This is a genomic window from Microbacterium sp. Au-Mic1 (assembly GCF_021341785.1).
Lineage (GTDB): Bacteria > Actinomycetota > Actinomycetes > Actinomycetales > Microbacteriaceae > Microbacterium.
Genome location: NZ_JAJTTF010000010.1, coordinates 103,523 through 123,801 on the forward strand (window position 1 = coordinate 103,523; position 20,279 = coordinate 123,801).

General features: G+C 70.6%; 22 protein-coding genes. 11 read left to right on the top strand and 11 right to left on the bottom strand.

The genetic code is table 11. The annotated features are described in order from the left end of the window. Positions 1-109 precede the first annotated feature (109 nt). A complete protein-coding gene (gene glpX, locus LXM50_RS14180; RefSeq protein WP_233312061.1) occupies positions 110-1,102 on the bottom strand; it encodes a class II fructose-bisphosphatase in 993 nt (330 codons plus the stop codon). 183 nt (positions 1,103-1,285) lie between these two features. On the opposite strand from glpX, the gene fbaA reads away from it, so the two are divergent. Then, positions 1,286-2,314: a class II fructose-bisphosphate aldolase gene (gene fbaA / locus LXM50_RS14185; RefSeq protein WP_233312062.1), complete on the top strand. Its 1,029-nt coding sequence runs from the start codon at positions 1,286-1,288 to the stop codon at positions 2,312-2,314. A 91-nt stretch (positions 2,315-2,405) separates the two neighbouring features. Here fbaA and LXM50_RS14190 read toward each other — a convergent pair whose 3' ends face one another. After that, positions 2,406-3,059, bottom strand: a complete 654-nt coding sequence (locus LXM50_RS14190; protein ID WP_233312064.1) for a zf-HC2 domain-containing protein — start codon at positions 3,057-3,059, stop codon at positions 2,406-2,408. After that, positions 3,056-3,559: a sigma-70 family RNA polymerase sigma factor gene (locus tag LXM50_RS14195; RefSeq protein ID WP_233312066.1), complete on the bottom strand. Its 504-nt coding sequence runs from the start codon at positions 3,557-3,559 to the stop codon at positions 3,056-3,058. Before LXM50_RS14195 ends, LXM50_RS14190 begins: the two co-directional genes overlap by 4 nt. Positions 3,560-3,780: 221 nt before the next feature. Here LXM50_RS14195 and LXM50_RS14200 point away from each other — a divergent pair, with 221 nt between their 5' ends. After that, the gene (locus LXM50_RS14200; protein ID WP_233312067.1) at positions 3,781-4,377 is read left to right on the top strand and encodes a DUF4822 domain-containing protein; all 597 of its coding nucleotides are present in this window, start codon (positions 3,781-3,783) and stop codon (positions 4,375-4,377) included. Positions 4,378-4,449: 72 nt separating this feature from the next. On the opposite strand, the gene LXM50_RS14205 is transcribed toward LXM50_RS14200, so the two are convergent. Beyond that, positions 4,450-5,004: a DUF6264 family protein gene (locus LXM50_RS14205; RefSeq protein WP_233312069.1), complete on the bottom strand. Its 555-nt coding sequence runs from the start codon at positions 5,002-5,004 to the stop codon at positions 4,450-4,452. Next, complete coding sequence (locus LXM50_RS14210; protein WP_233312104.1) at positions 5,001-6,014, bottom strand: 4-hydroxy-3-methylbut-2-enyl diphosphate reductase; 1,014 nt, start codon at positions 6,012-6,014, stop codon at positions 5,001-5,003. The genes LXM50_RS14205 and LXM50_RS14210 overlap by 4 nt, the downstream gene beginning before the upstream one ends. Before the next feature lie 131 nt (positions 6,015-6,145). On the opposite strand from LXM50_RS14210, the gene xseA reads away from it, so the two are divergent. The 6 genes from xseA to LXM50_RS14240 all read left to right on the top strand — a co-directional run bounded on the left by xseA (position 6,146) and on the right by LXM50_RS14240 (position 11,708). Then, positions 6,146-7,510, top strand: coding sequence for an exodeoxyribonuclease VII large subunit (xseA, locus tag LXM50_RS14215; protein ID WP_233312071.1), 1,365 nt, complete (start codon positions 6,146-6,148; stop codon positions 7,508-7,510). 15 nt (positions 7,511-7,525) lie between these two features. Continuing rightward, positions 7,526-7,804 carry an exodeoxyribonuclease VII small subunit gene (locus LXM50_RS14220; RefSeq protein WP_233312105.1) on the top strand — a complete coding sequence of 93 codons (279 nt, stop codon included), beginning with the start codon at positions 7,526-7,528 and terminating at the stop codon, positions 7,802-7,804. Then, a complete protein-coding gene (locus tag LXM50_RS14225; RefSeq protein ID WP_233312072.1) occupies positions 7,801-8,454 on the top strand; it encodes a DUF4245 family protein in 654 nt (217 codons plus the stop codon). Before LXM50_RS14220 ends, LXM50_RS14225 begins: the two co-directional genes overlap by 4 nt. Then, positions 8,451-9,104 (top strand): carbonic anhydrase, encoded by a 654-nt coding sequence (locus tag LXM50_RS14230; protein ID WP_233312074.1) that lies wholly within the window; start codon positions 8,451-8,453, stop codon positions 9,102-9,104. The genes LXM50_RS14225 and LXM50_RS14230 overlap by 4 nt, the downstream gene beginning before the upstream one ends. A gap of 40 nt (positions 9,105-9,144) precedes the next feature. After that, positions 9,145-10,539 carry an aspartate ammonia-lyase gene (locus LXM50_RS14235; protein WP_233312075.1) on the top strand — a complete coding sequence of 465 codons (1,395 nt, stop codon included), beginning with the start codon at positions 9,145-9,147 and terminating at the stop codon, positions 10,537-10,539. A gap of 338 nt (positions 10,540-10,877) precedes the next feature. Next, on the top strand, positions 10,878-11,708 hold the full coding sequence (locus tag LXM50_RS14240) for a type IV toxin-antitoxin system AbiEi family antitoxin domain-containing protein (RefSeq protein WP_233312076.1): 831 nt from the start codon (positions 10,878-10,880) through the stop codon (positions 11,706-11,708). A 222-nt stretch (positions 11,709-11,930) separates the two neighbouring features. Here LXM50_RS14240 and LXM50_RS14245 read toward each other — a convergent pair whose 3' ends face one another. The 3 genes from LXM50_RS14245 to LXM50_RS14255 form a co-directional block, all read right to left on the bottom strand. Beyond that, a complete protein-coding gene (locus LXM50_RS14245) occupies positions 11,931-13,271 on the bottom strand; it encodes a PhoH family protein (RefSeq protein WP_233312107.1) in 1,341 nt (446 codons plus the stop codon). A gap of 212 nt (positions 13,272-13,483) precedes the next feature. After that, positions 13,484-14,608 carry an aminotransferase class V-fold PLP-dependent enzyme gene (locus tag LXM50_RS14250; RefSeq protein ID WP_233312077.1) on the bottom strand — a complete coding sequence of 375 codons (1,125 nt, stop codon included), beginning with the start codon at positions 14,606-14,608 and terminating at the stop codon, positions 13,484-13,486. Between the two features lie 48 nt (positions 14,609-14,656). Next, positions 14,657-15,442, bottom strand: a complete 786-nt coding sequence (locus LXM50_RS14255; protein WP_233312079.1) for an isoprenyl transferase — start codon at positions 15,440-15,442, stop codon at positions 14,657-14,659. Between the two features lie 92 nt (positions 15,443-15,534). Between LXM50_RS14255 and LXM50_RS14260 the strand changes: the two genes are divergently transcribed. After that, positions 15,535-16,272 carry a hemolysin III family protein gene (locus LXM50_RS14260; protein WP_233312080.1) on the top strand — a complete coding sequence of 246 codons (738 nt, stop codon included), beginning with the start codon at positions 15,535-15,537 and terminating at the stop codon, positions 16,270-16,272. 43 nt (positions 16,273-16,315) lie between these two features. Here the strand turns inward: LXM50_RS14260 and LXM50_RS14265 are convergent, their stop codons facing one another. Further along, on the bottom strand, positions 16,316-16,576 hold the full coding sequence (locus LXM50_RS14265) for a hypothetical protein (protein WP_233312081.1): 261 nt from the start codon (positions 16,574-16,576) through the stop codon (positions 16,316-16,318). Between the two features lie 92 nt (positions 16,577-16,668). Between LXM50_RS14265 and LXM50_RS14270 the strand changes: the two genes are divergently transcribed. Beyond that, the gene (locus LXM50_RS14270; protein ID WP_233312083.1) at positions 16,669-17,055 is read left to right on the top strand and encodes a DUF4307 domain-containing protein; all 387 of its coding nucleotides are present in this window, start codon (positions 16,669-16,671) and stop codon (positions 17,053-17,055) included. Positions 17,056-17,149: 94 nt separating this feature from the next. Then, a complete protein-coding gene (greA, locus tag LXM50_RS14275) occupies positions 17,150-17,638 on the top strand; it encodes a transcription elongation factor GreA (RefSeq protein ID WP_233312084.1) in 489 nt (162 codons plus the stop codon). Positions 17,639-17,749: 111 nt separating this feature from the next. On the opposite strand, the gene ilvA is transcribed toward greA, so the two are convergent. Both ilvA and LXM50_RS14285 read right to left on the bottom strand, forming a co-directional pair. Further along, positions 17,750-19,003, bottom strand: coding sequence for a threonine ammonia-lyase (gene ilvA, locus LXM50_RS14280; RefSeq protein ID WP_233312086.1), 1,254 nt, complete (start codon positions 19,001-19,003; stop codon positions 17,750-17,752). Beyond that, positions 19,000-20,196 (bottom strand): AI-2E family transporter, encoded by a 1,197-nt coding sequence (locus LXM50_RS14285; protein ID WP_233312088.1) that lies wholly within the window; start codon positions 20,194-20,196, stop codon positions 19,000-19,002. The genes ilvA and LXM50_RS14285 overlap by 4 nt, the downstream gene beginning before the upstream one ends. Positions 20,197-20,279 lie beyond the last annotated feature (83 nt).

Consider the following 20,279-nt stretch of genomic DNA (forward strand, 5'->3'; position numbering starts at 1 on the left):
CGGTCGGCGCCCCTCCATTGTGACAGGTGCGGCCGGGAAGACGCGGAATGCGATCAGGTCGTTATCGCACCGGGCTCGCTCAGGACCCCGGTGCGACGGGGAATCCCGCTCAGAGCCACTTGGAGACGAGGTGCTCCGAGGCGATCCGGCGCAGTGTGCCGGAGGCGCTGCGCAGCACGACGCTCTCCGTATAGAGATAGTCGCCCTCACGCCGGACGCCGGCGACGAGCTGACCATCGGTCACACCGGTCGCCACGAAGATCGTGTTGTTGCCGCTCACCAGGTCGTCGGCCTCGTAGACCTTGTCCATGTCGAGCCCGGCGTCGATGCCGCGCTGGCGCTCGTCGTCGTCGCGCGGCCACAGCCGGCCCTGGATGTGCCCGCCGAGCGCCTTGATCGCGCACGCCGTCACGATGCCCTCCGGGCTGCCGCCCACACCGATGCACATGTCGGTGCGCGCGCCGTGCCGGGCCGCGTTGATGCCGCCGGCGACGTCGCCGTCGCTCATCAGGCGGGTGCCCGCTCCGGCATCCCGGATCTCCTGGATCAGCTTCGCGTGACGCGGACGGTTCAGCACCGAGACCACGATCTCCTCGACCGGCTTGCCGAGGGATCCGGCGAGGCGCTTGATGTTCTCCGCGACGGGGAGGCGGATGTCGACGACGCCGACACCGGCCGGCCCCGTGACGAGCTTGTCCATGTAGAAGACGCTCGAGGCGTCGAGCATCGTGCCGCGGTCGGACACGGCGATGACGGAGACCGCGTTCTGCCGGCCGTCGGCGGTGAGCGTGGTGCCGTCGATCGGGTCCACGGCGATGTCGTACTGCTGCGCCCATTCGACGCCGCTGCCGACGTGCTCCCCGTTGAAGAGCATCGGGGCGTTGTCCTTCTCACCCTCGCCGATCACCACGAGACCGTCGAAGTCGACGGTTCCGAGGAAGGCGCGCATCGCATCGACGGCAGCGCCGTCAGCCGCCTCCTTCGCACCGCGTCCGATGAACGGGACGGCGCGGATCGCCGCGGCCTCCGTCGCACGGACGAGCTCCAGTGCGAGGTTGCGGTCGGGGCTGAGGGGGCTGAGATCGGCTGTGAGGCTCACCATGCCCCCAGCGTAGGGGCGGGCGGGTTACGGATCCGCAGATTTCTGCGCGGGGAAAGCGAAAGATGCGCCCTTCTTTACCAGGGCGAAGATCCGCCCTCCCGAGCCCGCCGTCACGCGCTCTGAATCGCCGATCCTGCGGCGCTAGAGTGGCACCGACCCCCGTCATCCAGCACAGGAGATGCCATGCCCGTTGCCACCCCGGATCAGTACGCCGAGATGCTCGACCGCGCGAAGGCGGGCGGCTTCGCCTACCCGGCGTTCAACGTCTCCAGCTCGCAGACCATCCACGCCGTGCTGCAGGGTCTGACCGAAGCCGGATCCGACGGCATCATCCAGGTCACCACCGGCGGCGCCGACTACTTCGCCGGCCAGACCGTCAAGGCCCGCGCCACCGGCGCCCTCGCCTTCGCGAAGTTCGCCACCGAGGTCGCCAAGTCCTACCCCGTCACCGTCGCGCTGCACACCGACCACTGCCCGAAGGACGCGCTCGCCGGCTTCGTGGAGCCGCTCATCGCCGCCTCCGAGGAAGAGGTGCGCGCCGGGCGCAACCCGATCTTCCAGTCGCACATGTGGGACGGCTCGGCCGTGCCGCTCGCGGAGAACATCGAGATCGCGAAGGATCTCCTCCCCCGCATGAAGGCGATCAACGCGATCCTCGAGGTCGAGATCGGCGTCGTCGGCGGCGAGGAGGACGGCGTCGCGCACGAGGGCTCGAACGAGGCGCTCTACACGACCTTCGCCGACGTCGACCAGGCCGTGCAGGCGCTCGGCCTCGGCGAGCAGGGCCGCTACATCGCCGCACTCACCTTCGGCAACGTGCATGGCGTGTACAAGCCGGGCGGCGTGAAGCTGCGCCCCGAGCTGCTCGGCGAGATCCAGCAGCAGGTCGCCGCGAAGTACGGCACGGGCGCCAAGCCGCTCGACCTCGTCTTCCACGGCGGATCCGGTTCCACCGACGCCGAGATCGCCCTCGCGGTCGCGAACGGCGTCGTCAAGATGAACATCGACACCGACACCCAGTACGCGTTCACCCGCTCGATCGCCGGCTACATGTTCAGCAACTACGACGGCGTCCTGAAGGTCGACGGCGAGGTCGGGAACAAGAAGGTCTACGACCCGCGCGCCTGGGGCAAGGTCGCCGAGACGGCGATGGCGCAGCGCGTCATCGAGTCGACCCGCCAGCTCGGCTCGTACGGCCAGTCGAAGAGCTGACGACCAGCGCCGTCCAAGAGCTGACCGCGCCTCAGCACAGTCCAGGAGCGTCGCCGGGATCCGTCCCTGCGGCGCTCCTGTCGTCTGCGGATCAGCCGCCGATGTCGTGGCGCAGGATGACGGCTCCCGCCGCGGTGCGGATCTCCACCGACCGGATGTCCTTCAGCGCTGCCGCCGTCCCCGCCGACAGCGTCGCCGTGCGCCCCGGCTCCGCTTTCCAGGTCGACAGATCCGTCGTCGTGCCGTCGCGACCCACGACGGTGAGCACGTACGTCCACCCGGCGTCGGGAGCATCCGCCGCGTACAGGCACGCCATGTCGATCTTCGTCCCCCAGGGGACCGGCGTCAGCGACACGGTGGCGCTCACCGGCACCGTGGTGGCCCCCTCCAGCGCGACCTCGACCGCAGGGCGAGGGGCGAGGGCGGCGATCGTGACCGGCACGGCGACGGCGAGCGCCGCCGCGATGCCGACACCGGTCCACAGCGCACGACGCCGGGAGCGTCTGCGGGCGCGGGCGATCGACAGCAGCTTCGGCCCGGCTGCGTCCGCGTGCTCCACGCCGATGCGGGCCGCGTCATCGGCGTGCACTCGGGACAGCAGCCCCACGGCGGGCACGAGGTCCGCGACCGCTTCCCGGCATTCGGCACAGCCTGCGAGGTGTGCCTCGTACCGCGCTCGGTCCGCGGCGGACAGCGCGCCCATGACATAGGCGGCGTCCCACATCGCGAACGGATCCGCGCTCACCGGATCACCCCTCTCTCCTGCAGTGCGAGCCGCAGGGCCCGCAGCCCGTAGTGCATCCTCGATTTCACCGTGCCCCCCGGGATCCCCTGCTCGGTCGCGATCTCCGCGACGCTGCGCCCCCCGTAATAGGCCGCGACGATCACGGCACGGTGCTCGGGGCTGAGGTCGGCGAGCGCGTCCTCGATGAGGATCGCGTCGAACAATCGGTCCGTGACATCGCCGGAGGCCCGCTCGGGAAGCTCGGCGACAGGATGCTCGTGTCGGCGCCGGGCGCTGCGCGCCTCGTCGATGACGAGGTGCCGGGCGACGGTGAACATCCAGGCCCGCGTCGTCGTCACCTCCTGTTCCAGGATCCGCGGCGTGCGCCAGGCGCGCAGCAGCGTCTCCTGCACGACGTCGTCCGCCGAGGCGCTGCTTCCCGTGAGATGCACGACGTAACGACGGATCGGCCCTGCGTGCACGTCGTAGAGCGCGGTCAGCCGCTCGTCGTCGTCATCCACAGTCGCCTCCTCAGTGGGAAACGAGGCGCGGGCCCCGAAGGTTCACCGGCAGGAGGATCCCGGATCCGACCGCGTGCGGACCTGGATCCCCGACCTGTCGTCCTCTCAGTATGGCCGCGTTCCCCGCACCGGATCCCGCCGCCGGATCATCCGCTCGGCGACGCGGGAAGTAGCCGATCGGCTGATGTGGGCGATGCACCCTGATTCCTAACGTGGAGGACATGAACATCTCCTTCTCGCGCAAGCTCATCGCCGCCTCGACCATCGCCCTCGCCGCGGTCGCCATCGTCCCGACGACCGCTGCGGCGGCCGCCCCGACCGCCGTCTCCGCGTCCCACGCGGCCGGCAACAAGGCGCTGACCCCGTCCGAGACGCTGGCCTCCACCCCGTGGAAGACCACGAGCGCACGCGACGCCCAGGGCGACCGCGTGGCGCTGGACGACCCGGCCGTGTCGAACTTCGTGGGCTGGGCGTACTTCAAGGCCGACGGCACCTTCACCATGTACAACCTCGACAACAGCCCGAAGATGCACGGCGACTGGTCCGTCCCGGCCGATGGCTCCTCGCGCTGGATCGCCGCGAAGGATGCGAACGGCAACGTGCTGTTCCAGCGCGTCGTTCCGATCGTCGAGCTGAACAAGAACGTGTTCACCTACCGCGTGTTCCCGAACGCGGCCGACCAGACCGTCTACTACGACATCGTGCACACCAAGACCAACCACGTCGAGCCCGGCACCGACGGCCGCGGCCCCGGCGCCAACGGCCACGGCACCACCGGCAACGGCGACTACCACTTCAACAACGGCAACGCGCGCTGATCCCGCGACCGCCCGCAGAACGCGATGAGCCCGGCACCCCGAGGGGGCCGGGCTCATCGTCGTCTCAGGAAGCTACTGCTGCATCCGCTCATTCAGGTAGGAGATGACGGCCGGATCCGTGAAGAACGGCACCATCATGCAGATGGTCGTCAGCAGGACGAACACGACACCGCCGGCGACCGGCAGCCACCAGGTGAGCTTGCCGCGCCGCAGCCGGAGCACCGTCCACGCGGCGGTGGCAACCCAGCCCACGATCAGCAGGATGCCGGCGACGATTCCCCAGACCCGCGCCTGCTGGTAGTTCGAGAACGTGCCGGAGATCCCCACGGCCTGCATCATCGTCGCCATGAGCGACGACGGGTTCAGGAACGCGAAGGTCGAGGTGATCACGTTCCAGAGCCCGTAGGCGAGGAGCGCGATCGACGCCATCCGGTCGACCGGGTGCGCGGGCCGCTCCGCCACGTCCGCGGCGGGAGCCCCGGGCTGGGCGACGGGCGCGGCCGCGGGCGGCGTGTGCACGACGGGGGGCGGCAGCGGCCTTCCCGCCCGCCTGCTCTGCTCCTCCGGCGTCGCGTACTCGCCGAAGGCCGGCCGGCGAGACTGCTCCGCGGAGCCGGAATCGGTCATCGGCTGCGTCCGCCCAGCGCCCGCTCGTCGCGCTGACCGGAGATGTCCTGGCGCAGCTCCTTCGGCAGCGAGAACATGAGGTCCTCCTCCGCGGTGCGCACCTCCTCGACGTCGCCGTATCCGGCCTCGGCGAGCACCTGCAGCACCTCCTGCACGAGCACCTCGGGCACCGACGCGCCGCTGGTCACTCCGACCGTCGCGACGCCGTCCAGCCATTCCTGCTGCACCTCGTCGGCATAGTCCACGCGGTAAGCGGCCTTCGCACCGTACTCGCGCGCCACTTCGACGAGGCGCACGCTGTTGGAGGAGTTGGCGGACCCGACCACGATCACCAGATCCGCGTCGGCCGCGACCTTCTTGATCGCGACCTGGCGGTTCTGCGTCGCATAGCAGATGTCGTCGGAGGGCGGGTCCTGCAGCTCGGGGAAGCGCGTGCGCAGCCTGTTCACGGTCTCCATGGTCTCGTCGACCGACAGCGTGGTCTGCGACAGCCAGACGACCTTGGACGGATCGCGCACCTCGACGGTGTCGGCCTCGGCCGGGGAGTTCACGACGGTGACGTGATCCGGCGCCTCACCCGCGGTGCCCTCGACCTCTTCGTGCCCGTCGTGGCCGATGAGCAGGATCTCGAAGTCGTCGCGGGCGAAGCGCACGGCCTCGCGATGCACCTTCGTCACCAGCGGGCAGGTCGCGTCGATCGCGTGCAGATGCCGATCCTCGGCCGCCGAGACGACCATCGGCGAGACACCGTGCGCGCTGAAGACGACGTGCGACCCCTCGGGGATCTCGTCCACCTCGTCGACGAAGATCGCGCCCTGGGCCTCGAGCTCGGTGACCACGTGGATGTTGTGCACGATCTGCTTGCGCACGTAGACAGGGGCGCCGTAGCGCTGGAGGGCCTTCTCGACGGCCACCACGGCACGGTCGACGCCGGCGCAGTAGCCGCGCGGGGCGGCGAGCAGCACGCGCTTGCGCCCGTCGACGGGACGGTCCTGGAGCGGCTCGCGCACGGCCGTGGGGCGGCGGCGAGGGATCTGCGGCACGGGCAGAGCGACGGGTGAACTCACGCCCCGATTCTACCGGCGGCGTCCTGACAGCAGGCCGGGATGCGGCGGATGCCCATTGCTACGCTGGGGAGGCGATGACCGTCTTCGAAGCAGCCTCCGTCCCCGGTGAGGCCCCGCCCGCCGACTCCGTCGCGCCGCGCGAGTCCTCCGCGGATGCCCCGACCTCGATCGCACGGCTGAACGCCACGATCCGCGATTTCGTGGCGCAATGGGGCACGGTCTGGGTCGAGGGCGAGATCACGAGCTGGAACGTGCGCGCCGGCAACGTCTTCGCGCGGCTCAAGGACACGCGCTCCGACGCCCAGATCTCGATCCGGGTGTGGTCGAGCGTGCGCGCGCGGATCCCCGCCGATCTCGCCGTGGGCGATCACGTCGTCGCCGCGGTCAAGGCCGACTACTTCGTCAAAGCGGGCGACTTCAGCTTCACGGTCTCGGCGATGAAGCACGTGGGCCTCGGCGATCAGCTCGAGCGCCTGGAGCGGCTGCGCCTGCAGCTGCGTCAGGAGGGCCTGTTCGACCCCTCCCGCAAGAAGCCGCTCCCCTTCCTCCCGCACGTGATCGGGCTCATCACGGGCGAGAACTCCGACGCCGAGAAGGATGTGCACCGCAACGCCGAGCTGCGTTGGCCGCAGGTGCGCTTCCACACCGTGCACGCCGCAGTACAGGGCGACCGCTGCGTACCGGAGACACTCGCCGCGCTCAAGAAGCTCGACGCGGATCCCGATGTCGACGTCATCGTCATCGCGCGCGGCGGCGGGGATCCTCAGACGCTCCTGGGCTTCAGCGATGAGCGGCTGGTGCGCGCCGTCGCGGCCGCACGCACGCCCGTGGTCAGCGCGATCGGACACGAGAACGATCATCCGCTGCTGGACGACGTGGCGGATCTGCGTGCCTCGACTCCGACCGACGCCGCCAAGCGCGTGGTGCCGGACGTCGGCGAGCAGCGGGCGCTCGTCGCCCAGCTGCGCGCACGCGCGACGACCCGGGTGTCGCAGCGCGTCGCGCACGACATCGCCCAGCTCGAGCAGTTGCGCTCGAGGCCCGTCCTGCGGGATCCGGATCCGCTCATCGAACGCCGCGCGCATGAGGTGTGGCTGCTCGCCGCCCGCTCCCGAGACACGCTCGGCCGTGCGGTCGATGCCGCGGGCCGGCGCACGGCCGAACTGCGCGCCTCCTTGCGCGCCCTCTCGCCGGCGGCGACCCTGGCACGCGGGTATGCGATCGCGCACCGCGAGGACGGCCTGATCGTGCGCGATGCCGCCGATGCTCCGGCCGGCACCGCGCTCACCCTCACGGTGGACCGCGGCTCGCTGCGCGCCGTGTCGGAAGGCGAGATCGCCGAGTCGGACGGGGATGCCGTTCGCCCGGGATCCGTGGCTCCGGGAGCGACCGACGCGTCCTCCGCCTCACCGGCGGAGGGCTCCGACGCGCGCCGGTAGGATGGAGGCGTGACTGTGTCGAACGAGCCGTCCGCCTCCGCAGGGAGTTCTGCGCCGACCGTCGCCGATCCCGCGAGCCTCAGCTTCGAGCAGGCCAGGGATGAGCTGGTCCGTGTCGTCGCCGAGCTCGAGCAGGGCGCCCCGACCCTCGAGCAGTCGCTCACGCTGTGGGAACGCGGCGAGGCGCTCGCCGCGCGCTGCGAGGAGTGGCTGCTGGGCGCCAAGCGCCGCCTGGACGCTTCTCGCCCCGAGAACGGCGCCGCTTCGCGCGCCGCCGAGGAGGACGCCCGATGAGCCGTGCCCCGAAGCAGCCGCCGGTCGTCGCCGAGCTCGGTCGCCCCGAGACCGCCGAGGAAACGGCCGACCGCAAGGCCGCGTCGTCCGCCGCCTATCGCTCCAGCCAGACGTTCCGCGGCCTCATCGCCGCCCTGATCGCGACCGTCGGCGTGGTCCTGCTCATCGTGCTCATCGTGCCGCGCGGCGACTTCACCGGATCCAACGCCGTGGATCTGCCGGCCGCTGCCAAGAACGCGCAGAGCACCCTGGACCGCCCGGTGCTGCTGCCGACGCCGCCCAACAACTGGCGCGTGAACAAGGCGGTGCTGATCGATGGCAAGCCCACGGTGTGGGACATCACCGTCGCACCGCAGGCCGACGACGCCCGCGGTTACGCGCACATCGCCCAGGCGTTCGACGCCGACGCCGACTGGGCGGCCACGCCGCTGCGCGGGACGTCGTCGAAGGGCACCGTCAAGATCGGCGGACGCACCTGGGACGAGTATGTGATCCCCAACCCGGACTCGGCGGCGAACATCAACTACGCACTCGGCACCCAGGTCGGCAAGGACTACGTCCTCGTCTACGGCGCCCTCGGCAAGGCGGGCACGGCAGAACTGGTCGCCAAGATCAGCCCGCAGATCGACCGACTCGGAAGCGAACGATGACCGACACCACCACCCTGACCCCGGACGAGGCCTGGCGGCTCATGAGCGAGGGGAACCGGCGGTTCGTCGCGGGCGACCCCGAGCATCCCAACCAGGACGTCGGCAAGCGCCACGAGCTCGTGGACGGGCAGGCGCCCCTGGCGACGCTGTTCGGCTGCTCCGACTCGCGTCTCGCCGCGGAGATCATCTTCGACAAGGGCCTCGGCGACCTGTTCGTGGTGCGCAATGCCGGACAGGTGCTCGGCGAGTCGATCGTCGCGAGCCTCGAGTACGCCGTGGCGATCCTCGGCGTGCCCCTCATCGTGGTGCTCGCGCACGACAGCTGCGGGGCCGTGCGCGCGGCGATCGACGGCACCGCGATCGACGCCGCCCCGCTCCCCCCGCACATCTGGCGGCTGGTCGCCCCGATCGTGCCGGCCGCCCGCAAGGTGCTCGCCGAGCAGGGCGGATCCACCGTGGCCGACATCGATGCCGAGCTCGTCGGGCAGGAGCATCTGCGCAACACCGTGCACGACCTGCTGCAGACCTCGGAGCTGATCGCCCAGGCCGTCGCCGACGGCAAGCTCGGCATCGTCGGCGCCAACTACCGACTGAACGAGGGCACGGCCGTGCCCGTCGTCACCGTGGGCCTCAGCGACGCCCGCGCCTGAACATCCCCCTCATCACACCGTCACATCTGGAGGAACAGCAGTGGCTGACATCGAGTACCGCGTCGAACACGACACCATGGGCGAGGTGCGCGTGCCCGTGAACGCTCTGTACGGAGCGCAGACGCAGCGCGCCGTGGAGAACTTCCCGATCTCCGGCAAGGGTCTGGAATCGACGCAGATCGCGGCCCTCGCCCGGATCAAGAAGGCCGCCGCGCTCGCCAACAAGGAGCTCGGCACGCTCGACGGCGCCATCGCCGACGCGATCGCCCAGGCGGCGGACGAGGTCGCTGCGGGCAAGCACGACGGCGAGTTCCCGGTCGACACGTACCAGACCGGATCCGGCACGTCCTCGAACATGAACATGAACGAGGTTCTCGCGACTCTCGCGACCCGGATCCTCGGCGCGACCGTGCACCCGAACGACCACGTGAACGCCTCGCAGTCGTCGAACGACGTCTTCCCGACCTCGGTGCACATCGCCGTCACCCAGGCGCTCATCGACACGCTCATCCCCTCGCTCGACCACCTCGCGGTCGCGCTCGAGGCGAAGGCGGAGCTGTGGAAGGACGCGGTCAAGTCCGGCCGCACCCACCTCATGGACGCCACGCCGGTCACCCTCGGCCAGGAGTTCGGCGGCTACGCCCGCCAGATCCGCCTCGGCATCGAGCGCGTGCAGTCCGCCCTCCCCCGCGTCGCCGAGGTCCCCCTGGGCGGCACAGCGGTCGGCACCGGCATCAACACCCCGCTCGGCTTCCCGCAGAAGGTCATCGCGCTGCTCGCGGCCGAGACCGAGCTGCCGATCACCGAGGCCAAGGACCACTTCGAGGCCCAGGCCAACCGCGACGGCCTCGTCGAGGCGTCGGGTGCCCTGCGCACCATCGCGGTCTCGCTGACGAAGATCAACAACGACCTGCGCTGGATGGGCTCGGGCCCGAACACGGGTCTCGGCGAGCTGCACATCCCCGACCTGCAGCCCGGCTCGTCGATCATGCCGGGCAAGGTCAACCCCGTCATCCCCGAGGCCGTGCTGATGGTGTGCGCCCGCGTGATCGGCAACGACGCGACGGTCGCCTGGGCCGGAGCCTCCGGTTCATTCGAGCTGAACGTGGCGATCCCCGTCATGGGCACCGCGCTGCTCGAGTCGATCCGCCTGCTCTCCAACGCCGTGCGCGTGCTCGCCGACAAGACCGTCGACGGCCTGCAGGCCAACGTCGAGCGCGCCGCAGCCTTCGCCGGCATGAGCCCCTCCATCGTGACGCCGCTGAACAAGCTCATCGGCTACGAGGCCGCCGCGAAGATCGCCAAGCACGCCGTCGCCAAGGGCATCACCGTCCGCGACGCCGTGATCGACCTCGGCTACGTGGAGCGCGGCGAGCTCACCCTTGAGCAGCTCGACGCCAAGCTCGACCTGCTGTCGATGACGCACGCCGGCTGATCCCGGATCCGCTGAACGCACGGATGCCGCGTCCCCTCCGGGGGCGCGGCATCCGTCGTTCGGGGGCAGGGCGGTGGGGCGGTGGCTCGGCGGTGGGGTGGTGGGGCCGGTGTGGTGCGGTGGCCTCGCGGGCGGTGGCGGTGCGGTGGCGCGGTGCGACGTCTGCACGACGTTGCGACGTCTGCACGATCCAAGCCGTGGATCCGTCGCGCATCCGTCGCAGGGTCGTGCAGGCGTTGCGAGGTGTTCGTCCTCCACAACCCCGCACCACGCCAAAGTGTGCACCGGTTGCGCGGGCGCCCCGCCGGATCCCATCCTGCACCATCAGAGTGGACCGCATGTTGGATCCGGCCACCACTCTCACCCGGCTCGGCGGCGTCGCCCGAGGAGAGCACCTCCACGCGCTCGGCCTCACCCGCAGCGCTCTCGCGCGTGCCGTCTCGTCGGGGCGGATCCGACGCGTCCGGCCCGGCGTTTTCGCCGCCCCGGGCGCATGCCCGAAGACGGTGGCCGCCGCGGCGCACGGGGGCGCCCTCACCTGCGGAGCGGCGCTGCGACTGAGCAAGGTCTGGGTACTCGAAAAGGACGCCCCACCGCACGTGTGGGTGGGACGCGACGGCCGGGTTCATGCGCACCCCGCCTGCGATTGCACGAGCCACTTCTTCGACGGCGCGACGCGGTTCGGAGTGGTCGAGGTCGAAACGGCGCTGATCCACCTGCACGGTTGCGCGGGCGCCGAGGCGTTTTTCGCCTCGTTCGAGTCCGCCTGGCGCAGGGGGCTTCTCTCCCGCGCCGCGAGAGCGCGGATCCGCGATGCTCTCCCGCAGAGCGCGCGTTGGCTGGTCGACATCGCGCGCGCAGATGCCGACAGCGGCCTCGAGTCGCTGCTGCGGTTGAGACTGCACGTCCTCGGGATCCGCCTGGACTGCCAGGTACGAATGCCGGGCGTCGGGAAGGTGGACTTCGTCGTCGCAGGCCGGCTGATCATCGAGGTCGACGGCCGGGAGAACCACGACGGGGAGTCCCTCCGCCACAAGGATCTGCGGCGGGACGCCGCGGCATCGGCGCTCGGCTACGAGACGCTGCGCTTCGACTACGCCCAGGTCCTCTACGACTGGCCGTCCGTGCAGGCGGCGATTCTGGCCGCCCTCCGCCGCATCCACGCGTGACCCTGCGGCGTCAGGGCGCCGTCAGCTCCTTGCTCGGTATCGCGACGCCCCCGGATCGTGCGACGCCTGCACGATTCTGCGACGCCTGCACGACCCGAACCGCGGATCCGTCCTGCATCCGTCGCGAGATCCTGCAGGCGTCGCAGGCCGACGCGGCAGGCGTCGCAAGCCGACGAGGCCGACGCCGACCGCACTCCGGACGCGGTCGGCGTCGGCCACAGGTCAGCTGAGCTCCCCGCCCTCCAGGAGCTCGGTCACGAGGGCGGCGATCGCGGAGCGCTCGGAGCGCTGCAGGGTCACGTGGCCGAAGAGGCTGTGGCCCTTCAGCGTCTCGATCACGCTCGCGATGCCGTCGTGGCGGCCCACCCGCAGGTTGTCGCGCTGACCCACGTCATGGGTGAGCACGACCCGGGAGTTCTGCCCCATCCGGCTCAGCACCGTGAGCAGCACGTTGCGCTCCAGGGATTGCGCCTCGTCGACGATCACGAAGGCGTCGTGCAGCGACCGTCCGCGGATGTGCGTGAGCGGCAGCACTTCGAGCATGCCGCGCTCGACGACCTCTTCGACGACGTTGCCCGAGACCACGGACCCGAGCGTGTCGAAGACCGCCTGGCCCCAGGGGCTCATCTTCTCGTCCTTGTCGCCGGGCAGGTAACCGAGCTCCTGCCCGCCGACGGCGAACAGCGGCCGGAACACGATGATCTTCTTCTGCTGCTGCCGTTCGAGCACCGCCTCCAGGCCCGCGCACAGGGCGAGGGCGGACTTGCCGGTGCCGGCGCGTCCGCCGAGCGAGACGATGCCGACGTCGGGATCGGAGAGCAGGTCGATCGCGATGCGCTGCTCGGCCGAGCGCCCGTGCAGGCCGAACACCTCGCGGTCCCCGCGGACCAGCGCGTACTCGCCGTCGGCCGTGACCCGCCCGAGCGCGGATCCCCGCTCGGAGTGGATGATGAGGCCCGTGTTCACCGGGAGCCCGATCGCCTCCTCGCTCGTGCCGACCTCGCTCTCGTACAGGTCGCTCATCTCGTCGCCGGAGAGCGAGATCGAGCTGATCCCCGTCCAGCCCGAGTCCACCGCCTGCTCGGCGAGATACTCCTCGGCGTTGATGCCGAGGGAGGCGGCCTTGACCCGCATCGGCAGATCTTTGGAGACGACGGTGACGTCCTGGCCGTCCTGGGCGAGGTGCATCGCGACGGCGAGGATGCGGCTGTCGTTGTCACCGAGGCGGATGCCGCTGGGCAGCACCGTCTGATCGGTGTTGTTCAGCTCGACCCGCAGCGTGCCGCCGTCGCCGATCGGGACCGGGAAGTCGAGCCGCCCGTGCTCGACGCGCAGCTCGTCGAGGTGGCGGAGGGCCCGCCGGGCGAAGTACCCGAGCTCCGGGTCGTGGCGCTTGCCCTCCAGCTCGCCGATGACCACGACCGGCAGGACGATGGAGTGCTCGGCGAAGCGGAAGAACGCCTGCGGATCCGACAGCAGGACGGACGTGTCGAGCACGTACGTCTTCAGATCCTGATCGGGCGTTGCACCCCCCTCGCGCGCTGCCGCTTCGGCGGCGTTCACGGCGCTGGTACGGGTGCTGCTGTTCAGTGCGGTACGTGCGGCCACGACCCTCTCCCGACCCGGGGATTCCCGGAACTAGGCGAATCGGCCAGGGCCACGAGTCGCGATCCTTGAGGCCGACTCGATCGGACGCCGTGTCCGATGCCATGAACGTACGACCCCCCACCGACATCGCGCAGGAAGGACACGCCCTCTGATCGGTTAAGAGCGGGTTATGAGCGGGTGAACTGCCGGGCGTCGTCGAGGGCGGCGTCGAACAGCCCGAGCGTCTCCGCCGTCGTGCCGGCGTGCGGCGCCACCCGCACGGTCCCCGATCGCACCGTCACCTGGCAGCCGGCCGCGGCGAGCACGTCGCCGACCCGCTGCGGATCCGCCGGAGCGAGCACCACGATCCCGGCGCGTTCCGCGGGCTCCCGTGGGGACGCCACGTCGATCCCGTGCCTGTCGGCGATGCCGAGCAGGACGTCGACGTTGCCGGACAGACGGTCCTCGACGGCGCGGACTCCGACGGCCCCGATCTCGGCGACCCCGGCCGCGAGGCGTGAGGCTGCGAGGGGATCCGGTGCGCTGACCGCATACGCCTGCGCCGACAGCGCCGGATCCGGCAGCACGTCGGCAGGAAGCCCCTCCACGGCGGTCGCGATCCGACCGCTCAGCACAGGCCGGATCCGCTCACGGGCGCGATCCGTGAACCGGGCGAACCCGGTGCCGCGCCCGGAGCGAAGCCACTTGTAGCCGTGGCCCACCACGACGTCCGCGACCGCCCAGTCCTCGTCGACGACGCCGAAGGACTGCACCGCGTCCACGATGAGCAGCCGGTCCTTTCCGAGCGCCTCACGGAGCGCCGCCAGATCGGCGCGGTACCCCGAGCGGAAGTCGACATGGCTCACGACGAGCGCCGTCACGTCCGGGTCCAGCGCGTCGATGACGGCGTCGGCGGTGACCCGGGTGCCGGCCGGGGCGATCCAGCGCGGGGCGAGCCGGCCACCCGATGCGGCCGCGGCCCGCTCGAGCGTGATCGTGACGCTCGGGAACTCAGCCGCCGAGGCGATCACGACGCCGTCGAGCCCGGTGAGCGCCTGCTGCAGGGCATGCGTGGAAGAGGGATGAACGGTGACCTCGTCCGGAGCGGAACCGAGCAGCGCCGCCACCGCCGTCTGCGCCTCGGTCGTCCGACCCGCCGTCGCGGCGATGCCCTCGGGTCGCCCCGTGGCGAGCAGTTCGGCGTCGGCGACCAGTGCGGCGCGCGCAGCCGGCGAGATCGGACCGAACGCCGCCCAGTTCAGGTATCCCAGGTCCTCGTCGAACGATGCGATGTAGTCGTCGATGGCACGCATCCGGTCAGTCTGACACGCGGTGCGTGCGCCTCCGCCGCGCGTCGCCGATCAGCGGCCGAACCGGCGGTCGCGGTCGGCGTAGTCGCGGATCGCGCGCAGGAAATCGACCTGCCGCAGATCCGGTCCGAGCGCCTCCACGAAGTAGAACTCGCTGTGCGCGCTCTGCCAGAGCAGGAAGTCGCTGAGCCGCTGCTCGCCGCTCGTGCGGATCACCAGATCCGGATCCGGCTGCCCGCCGGTGTACAGGTGCTCCCCGATCATCTCGGGCGTGAGGTGCGCGGCGAGGTCCTCCAGGGTGCCGCCCGACGCGTCGTGCTGGGCGATGATCGACCGCACCGCGTCGACGATCTCGTTGCGCCCGCCGTAGCCCACCGCGAGGTTCACATGCAGCCCGGTGTGGTCGCGGGTGCGATCCTCCGCCTCGGCGAGGACGCGCGCGAGCTCCGCCGGCAGGATGTCCGCGCGGCCGACATGCTTGACCCGCCAGTTGCCCTCGTGGGACAGGCCGTCCGCGAGTTCGCCGATGATCTCGATGAGGTCCGCGAGCTCCGCCGAGTCCCGTTTGAGCAGGTTGTCCGCTGAGAGCAGGTAGAGCGACACCACGCGGATGCCGAGCTCATCGCACCAGCCCAGGAACTCGCGCATCTTCGCGGCCCCCGCCCTGTGGCCGTGCGCGGGCGTCGCGTAACCGAGCTGGCGCGCCCAGCGGCGGTTGCCGTCGATCATCATCGCGATGTGGTGCGGCATGGTCGCCGGGTCCATCCGCCGCCTCAGACGTCGGGAGTAGAGCCGGTAGAGGGGGCCACTCCCTGGCTGATCGGACCGTGCGCTCACTCCCCTACGCTACCGCGCGGATGGATCCGGCCGTCACGTCGGCCACGGGATATGTACGGTTTGCGGAATGCGGAGACGCCTAGAGTTCAAGCATGCGCCGAGCGAGCCGATCCGCTGCCCCCGATGTGCCCGGACTGCCCCTCATGGAGGTGGCCGCCGTCGACGCGCAGCTCGAGATCAAGCCGACCTGGCGGGGCTGGATCCACGCCGGCACCTTCCCGGTGGCGATCGCGGCCGGCATCGTGCTCATCGTGCTCGCCCAGGGGACGGTCGCGAAGTGGGCGGCGGCGGTGTTCATGATCACCTCGCTCCTGCTGTTCGGCAACTCCGCGCTGTACCACCGCTTCAACTGGAAGCCGCGGACGAAGTCGATCCTGAAGCGGATCGATCACGCCAACATCCTGCTGCTCATCGCCGGAACCTACACGCCGCTCGCGACGCTCGCCCTCACACCGGAGAAGGGCACGCTGCTGCTGATCCTGGTGTGGTCGGGGGCCCTCCTCGGGATCCTGTTCCGGGTGTTCTGGATCAACGCCCCGCGCTGGCTGTACGTCGCGCTCTATCTGCTGCTCGGCTGGGCGGCCATGATGTACATCGTCGACCTCGTGCAGGCGAACGTCGCCATGATGGTGCTGGTGTGCGTGGGCGGACTGCTGTACACCGGCGGGGCCGTCGTCTACGCGCTGAAGAAGCCGAACCCGTGGCCGGGGAGATTCGGCTTCCACGAGATCTTCCACGTCTGCACCGTGCTGGCGTTCCTCTGCCACTGGACCGCGTGCCTGCTCATCTCGCTGGCGCCGCTGCACCCGTCCCTGGGCCTGCCCGGCTGAACCCGGCCCGGCTGAACGGGTGGGCTCGGTCTGCCCCGCGGCGTCAGGACCTGCGCGCGTCCGGTTCGTCCTCGCCCGTGTCGGCGCCCTGGGCCGCCTCCTCGGCGTCGAGCTCGGCGCGCACCTCCTCGCGGTAGCGCACCCGGCGGATCCGTCGCTGCATGTCCCAGATCAGCAGAGCCGCGAACACGACGATCACGGCGACGATCACGAATCCCACGGGCCCCGGCGTGACCAGGTTCGGGTCGACCGTCGGGGTCGGAGTGGGGGTCGCCGTCACGGCGGCAAGGATCGCCTCGATCATCTCTCAGCCTTTCTGGGCACGGCCCGTTCGGGCCCCAAGGCTCCCTCGGGATAACCTGGAACCACCAGCCTAACGATCGGATGCACCCCGCCGTGACGACCCCCGCCCAGCTCGAAGAGCGATACGGCCGCGGACCCCGCCGGCGTCTGCCGATGATCCTCGCGATCGCGGCCGCCGCGATCGTCGTCGGTGTCTTCGGGTGGTGGACATGGCAGGGCTCCGCAGACACCGTGGATGTGACGGGAACGGGCTTCCAGCTCGTCGACGATCACAGCGTGACGGTGTCCTTCCAGATCACCGCGCCCACAAACCGGCCCGTGCACTGCATCGTGGAGGCGCAGGATGAGGAGTTCGGAATCGTGGGCTGGCGCCTCGTCACCTACCCCGGATCCGAGAAGCACTCCCGTGCCTTCACCGAGCATGTGCCGATCGTGTCGGCCGCGACGACCGGTTTGGTGAACTCCTGCTGGGTGTCCTAGGCTCATCGTGTTGAGCGACGCCCCGGCAGGTGCCGGGGCGTCTTGGCATATCCGGGACCTGCTGATCCCGGATCCGATTCGCAAGGAGTTCACCGTGTCGAACGACGCACAGGTCCCCTTCCTCACGCAGGAGGCCTACGACCGTCTTGTCGCGGAGCTGGAGAACCTCTCCACGGTCGGCCGCGAGGAGATCGCCAAGCGCATCGAGGTCGCGCGCGAGGAGGGCGACCTCAAGGAGAACGGCGGCTACCACGCCGCCAAGGACGAGCAGGGCAAGATCGAGGCGCGCATCCGCACGCTCGAGACGCTGCTGAAGACGGCCAAGGTGAGCGAGGCCCCGGCCAGCCGGGGCATCGTCGAGCCGGGCACCGTCGTGACTGCGACCGTCGCGGGCGGCGAGGAGGTCTTCCTCCTCGGCAGCCGCGAGATCGCCGGCGGCACCGACCTCGACGTCTACAGCGAGGCGAGCCCCCTCGGATCCGCGATCCAGGGCCTCAAGGTCGGCCAGAAGACCTCGTACGAGGCCCCCAACGGCCGCTCGATCGAGGTCGAGATCCTGAAGGTCGAGACCTTCGCGGGCTGACCGCATCCGCACACGACGAACCCGCCGCGCCATCGAGGGCCGGCGGGTTCGTCGTGTGCGGCGTGCGTCTCGCACCGACTGCGTCGGTGCTCGCTCAACGCCCCGGGGGATCTAGTCCTGCACCACGATCGGCTCGAAGCCGGCCGCGCGCAGCGTGTCGAGGGTGAGCTCGGAGTGCTCCGGGCCGCGGGTCTCCACGCTGAGCTCGAGGATGACGTCGTTGATCTGCAGGCCGTGGCCGTGCCGCGTGTGCATCGCCTCGATGACGTTGGCCCCGGCGTGCGCGATGAGCTCGGACACCCGGGCGAGCTGGCCCGGGCGATCGGGCAGCGGAATACGCAGCGTGAGGTAGCGGCCCGAGGCCGCGAGGCCGTGCGAGACGACGCGCTGCAGGAGCAGCGGATCGATGTTGCCGCCGGAGAGCACGGCGAGCGTGGTGCCGCTCTCGTGCACCTTTCCCGCCAGGATCGCCGCGACCCCGACCGCGCCGGCCGGCTCCACCACGACCTTGGCCTGCTCCAGCAGCAGCAGCAGGGCACGCGCGATGTCGTCGTCGCTGACCGTGACGACCTCGTCGACGAGCTCGGCGATCATCGCGAAGGGCACGTCTCCGGGGCGCGCCACGAGGATGCCGTCGGCGATCGTCGGCTGCGTGGTGATCTCGACGGGGTGGCCGGCCGCGAGCGACGGCCCCATCGCGGCGGCGTTCTCGGCCTGCACCCCGATCACCCGCACCGTGCGTCCCTGCTCAGCCGCACGCGCCTTCACCGCGGCCGCGACACCGGCGATCAGGCCGCCGCCGCCGATGCCGACGAGGATCGTGTCGACGTCGGGCACGTCCTCGACGAGCTCGAGGCCGAGGGTGGCCTGGCCCGTGACGATGTCGCGGTGGTCGAACGGCGGGATCAGCACCGCACCGGTGCGCTCGGCGAACTCGGCTGCGAGGCGCAGCGACGTCGCGACCGTCTCTCCCTCGAGCACGACCTCCGCACCGTATCCGCGCGTGGCGAGCAGCTTCGGCACCGGCACGCCCATGGGCATGAAGATCGTCGCGGGGATGCCCAGCGCCTGTGCCGCGAGGGCCACACCCTGCGCGTGGTTGCCTGCGGAGGCCGCGACCACACCGCGGCTGCGCTCCTCGGCCGTGAGCGTGGACAGCCGGTGCACCGCACCGCGGATCTTGAACGACCCCGTGCGCTGCAGGTTCTCCATCTTGAGCAGCACCGGCGAACCCAGCACCTTCGTGAGCGCGACCGAGGGCAGCGTCGGGGTGCGCACGATCACGCCGTCCAGGCCGTCCGCCGCCTGCTGGATCTCCGCCAACGTGGGGATGGGGGCGACGGTGGGGGTCGTGTCGTTCGTCATCGCTTGCTCCTTCTCCGCGCCCGGGGCACGGTCTGCCAGATGTAGTCGCCGTCCGGGGCGGCGCCGGTGCGCCACGCACCGGAGTTGATGGTCACGGCGGCCACGTTCACGAACGCGGCGAGCGGCACCGCGAACAGCGCCCCGGGGATCCCTGCGATCAGGGCGCCGCCGGCCACGACGAGCACCACCGCGAGCGGGTGCACCTTGACCGCGGATCCCATCAGGATCGGCTGGAGGATGTGCCCCTCGATCTGCTGCACCGCGAGCACGACGACGAGCATCCACAGCGCGATCCACGGTCCGTTGTAGACCAGCGCGAGGAAGACCGCCAGGGTTCCGGTGACGACCGCTCCGACGATGGGGATGAAGGATCCGAGGAACACCAGCACGGCGACGGGGACGGCCAGCGGCACGCCCAGCAGGAAGGCGCCGAGCCCGATGCCGACCGCGTCGATGAAGGCGACCAGCATCTGCGTGCGCGCGTAGTTGATCACCGTGGCCCAGCCGTTGCGGGCCGCCGCGTCGACGGCGGTGCGCGACGCCTTCGGGAAGAGCTTCAGGGTCCATCGCCAGATGCCGCCGCCGTCGGCGAGCAGGCAGAGCAGGATGAACAGGGTGAGTACGGCGCCGGTCGCGACGTGGCCGAAGGTCGTGCCGACCGCGATCGCCCCGCTCTTGAGCAGCTCCCCCTGTTCGCCGAGGAACTTCACCGACTGGTCGAGCAGATCCTGGATCTGCTTGCTCGTCAGGTGCAGCGGGCCGTCGAGGAGGAACTGCTGGAACTGCGCCCAGGCGGCGACGGAACGCGCCTGGACCCCGTCCCATTGCTGGGTGATCTGCCAGATCGCGAGCCACAGCAGTCCGCCCACGATCGCCAGCGTGCCGACGAGAGCCACCACGATCGCGAGCCAGCGCGGCCACCGCGCCCGCAGCATGGTGCTGAAAACGGGCCAGAGCAGCGCCGTGAGCAGGATCGCGACCATGAGCGGGATGACCAGGATCTTGAACAGCATGACCAGCCAGATCACGACGCCGAGCGCGGCGGCGATCACCAGCAGCCGCCAGGCGTAGGAGGTGGCGATGCGCAGGCCGATGGGCAGCGATCGCTGCACGTCGTCGCGCACATCCACGTGGCCTGTCACCGTGCGCTGGCGGATGAGATCGCGCAGCCGGGGCGTGCTGTCCTCGCTCATCGGCCCAGTCTACGGGCGCGGCACCGGACGCCTCATCCGTGCGACGGCGACGACGGGCTCCGCCGATGTCGACGGCTGTCGAT

Bases quoted from the DNA above. Each gene is read 5' to 3' on its own strand.
- xseA (WP_233312071.1), top strand. From the start codon at position 6,146: ATGACCGTCTTCGAAGCAGCCTCCGTCCCCGGTGAGGCCCCGCCCGCC.
- LXM50_RS14260 (WP_233312080.1), top strand. From the start codon at position 15,535: ATGCGCCGAGCGAGCCGATCCGCTGCCCCCGATGTGCCCGGACTGCCC.
- LXM50_RS14285 (WP_233312088.1), bottom strand. From the start codon at position 20,196: ATGAGCGAGGACAGCACGCCCCGGCTGCGCGATCTCATCCGCCAGCGC.
- LXM50_RS14240 (WP_233312076.1), top strand. From the start codon at position 10,878: ATGTTGGATCCGGCCACCACTCTCACCCGGCTCGGCGGCGTCGCCCGA.
- fbaA (WP_233312062.1), top strand. From the start codon at position 1,286: ATGCCCGTTGCCACCCCGGATCAGTACGCCGAGATGCTCGACCGCGCG.
- glpX (WP_233312061.1), bottom strand. From the start codon at position 1,102: ATGGTGAGCCTCACAGCCGATCTCAGCCCCCTCAGCCCCGACCGCAAC.
- LXM50_RS14250 (WP_233312077.1), bottom strand. From the start codon at position 14,608: ATGCGTGCCATCGACGACTACATCGCATCGTTCGACGAGGACCTGGGA.
- LXM50_RS14205 (WP_233312069.1), bottom strand. From the start codon at position 5,004: ATGACCGATTCCGGCTCCGCGGAGCAGTCTCGCCGGCCGGCCTTCGGC.
- ilvA (WP_233312086.1), bottom strand. From the start codon at position 19,003: ATGACGAACGACACGACCCCCACCGTCGCCCCCATCCCCACGTTGGCG.
- LXM50_RS14265 (WP_233312081.1), bottom strand. From the start codon at position 16,576: ATGATCGAGGCGATCCTTGCCGCCGTGACGGCGACCCCCACTCCGACC.
- LXM50_RS14225 (WP_233312072.1), top strand. From the start codon at position 7,801: ATGAGCCGTGCCCCGAAGCAGCCGCCGGTCGTCGCCGAGCTCGGTCGC.
- LXM50_RS14230 (WP_233312074.1), top strand. From the start codon at position 8,451: ATGACCGACACCACCACCCTGACCCCGGACGAGGCCTGGCGGCTCATG.
- LXM50_RS14200 (WP_233312067.1), top strand. From the start codon at position 3,781: ATGAACATCTCCTTCTCGCGCAAGCTCATCGCCGCCTCGACCATCGCC.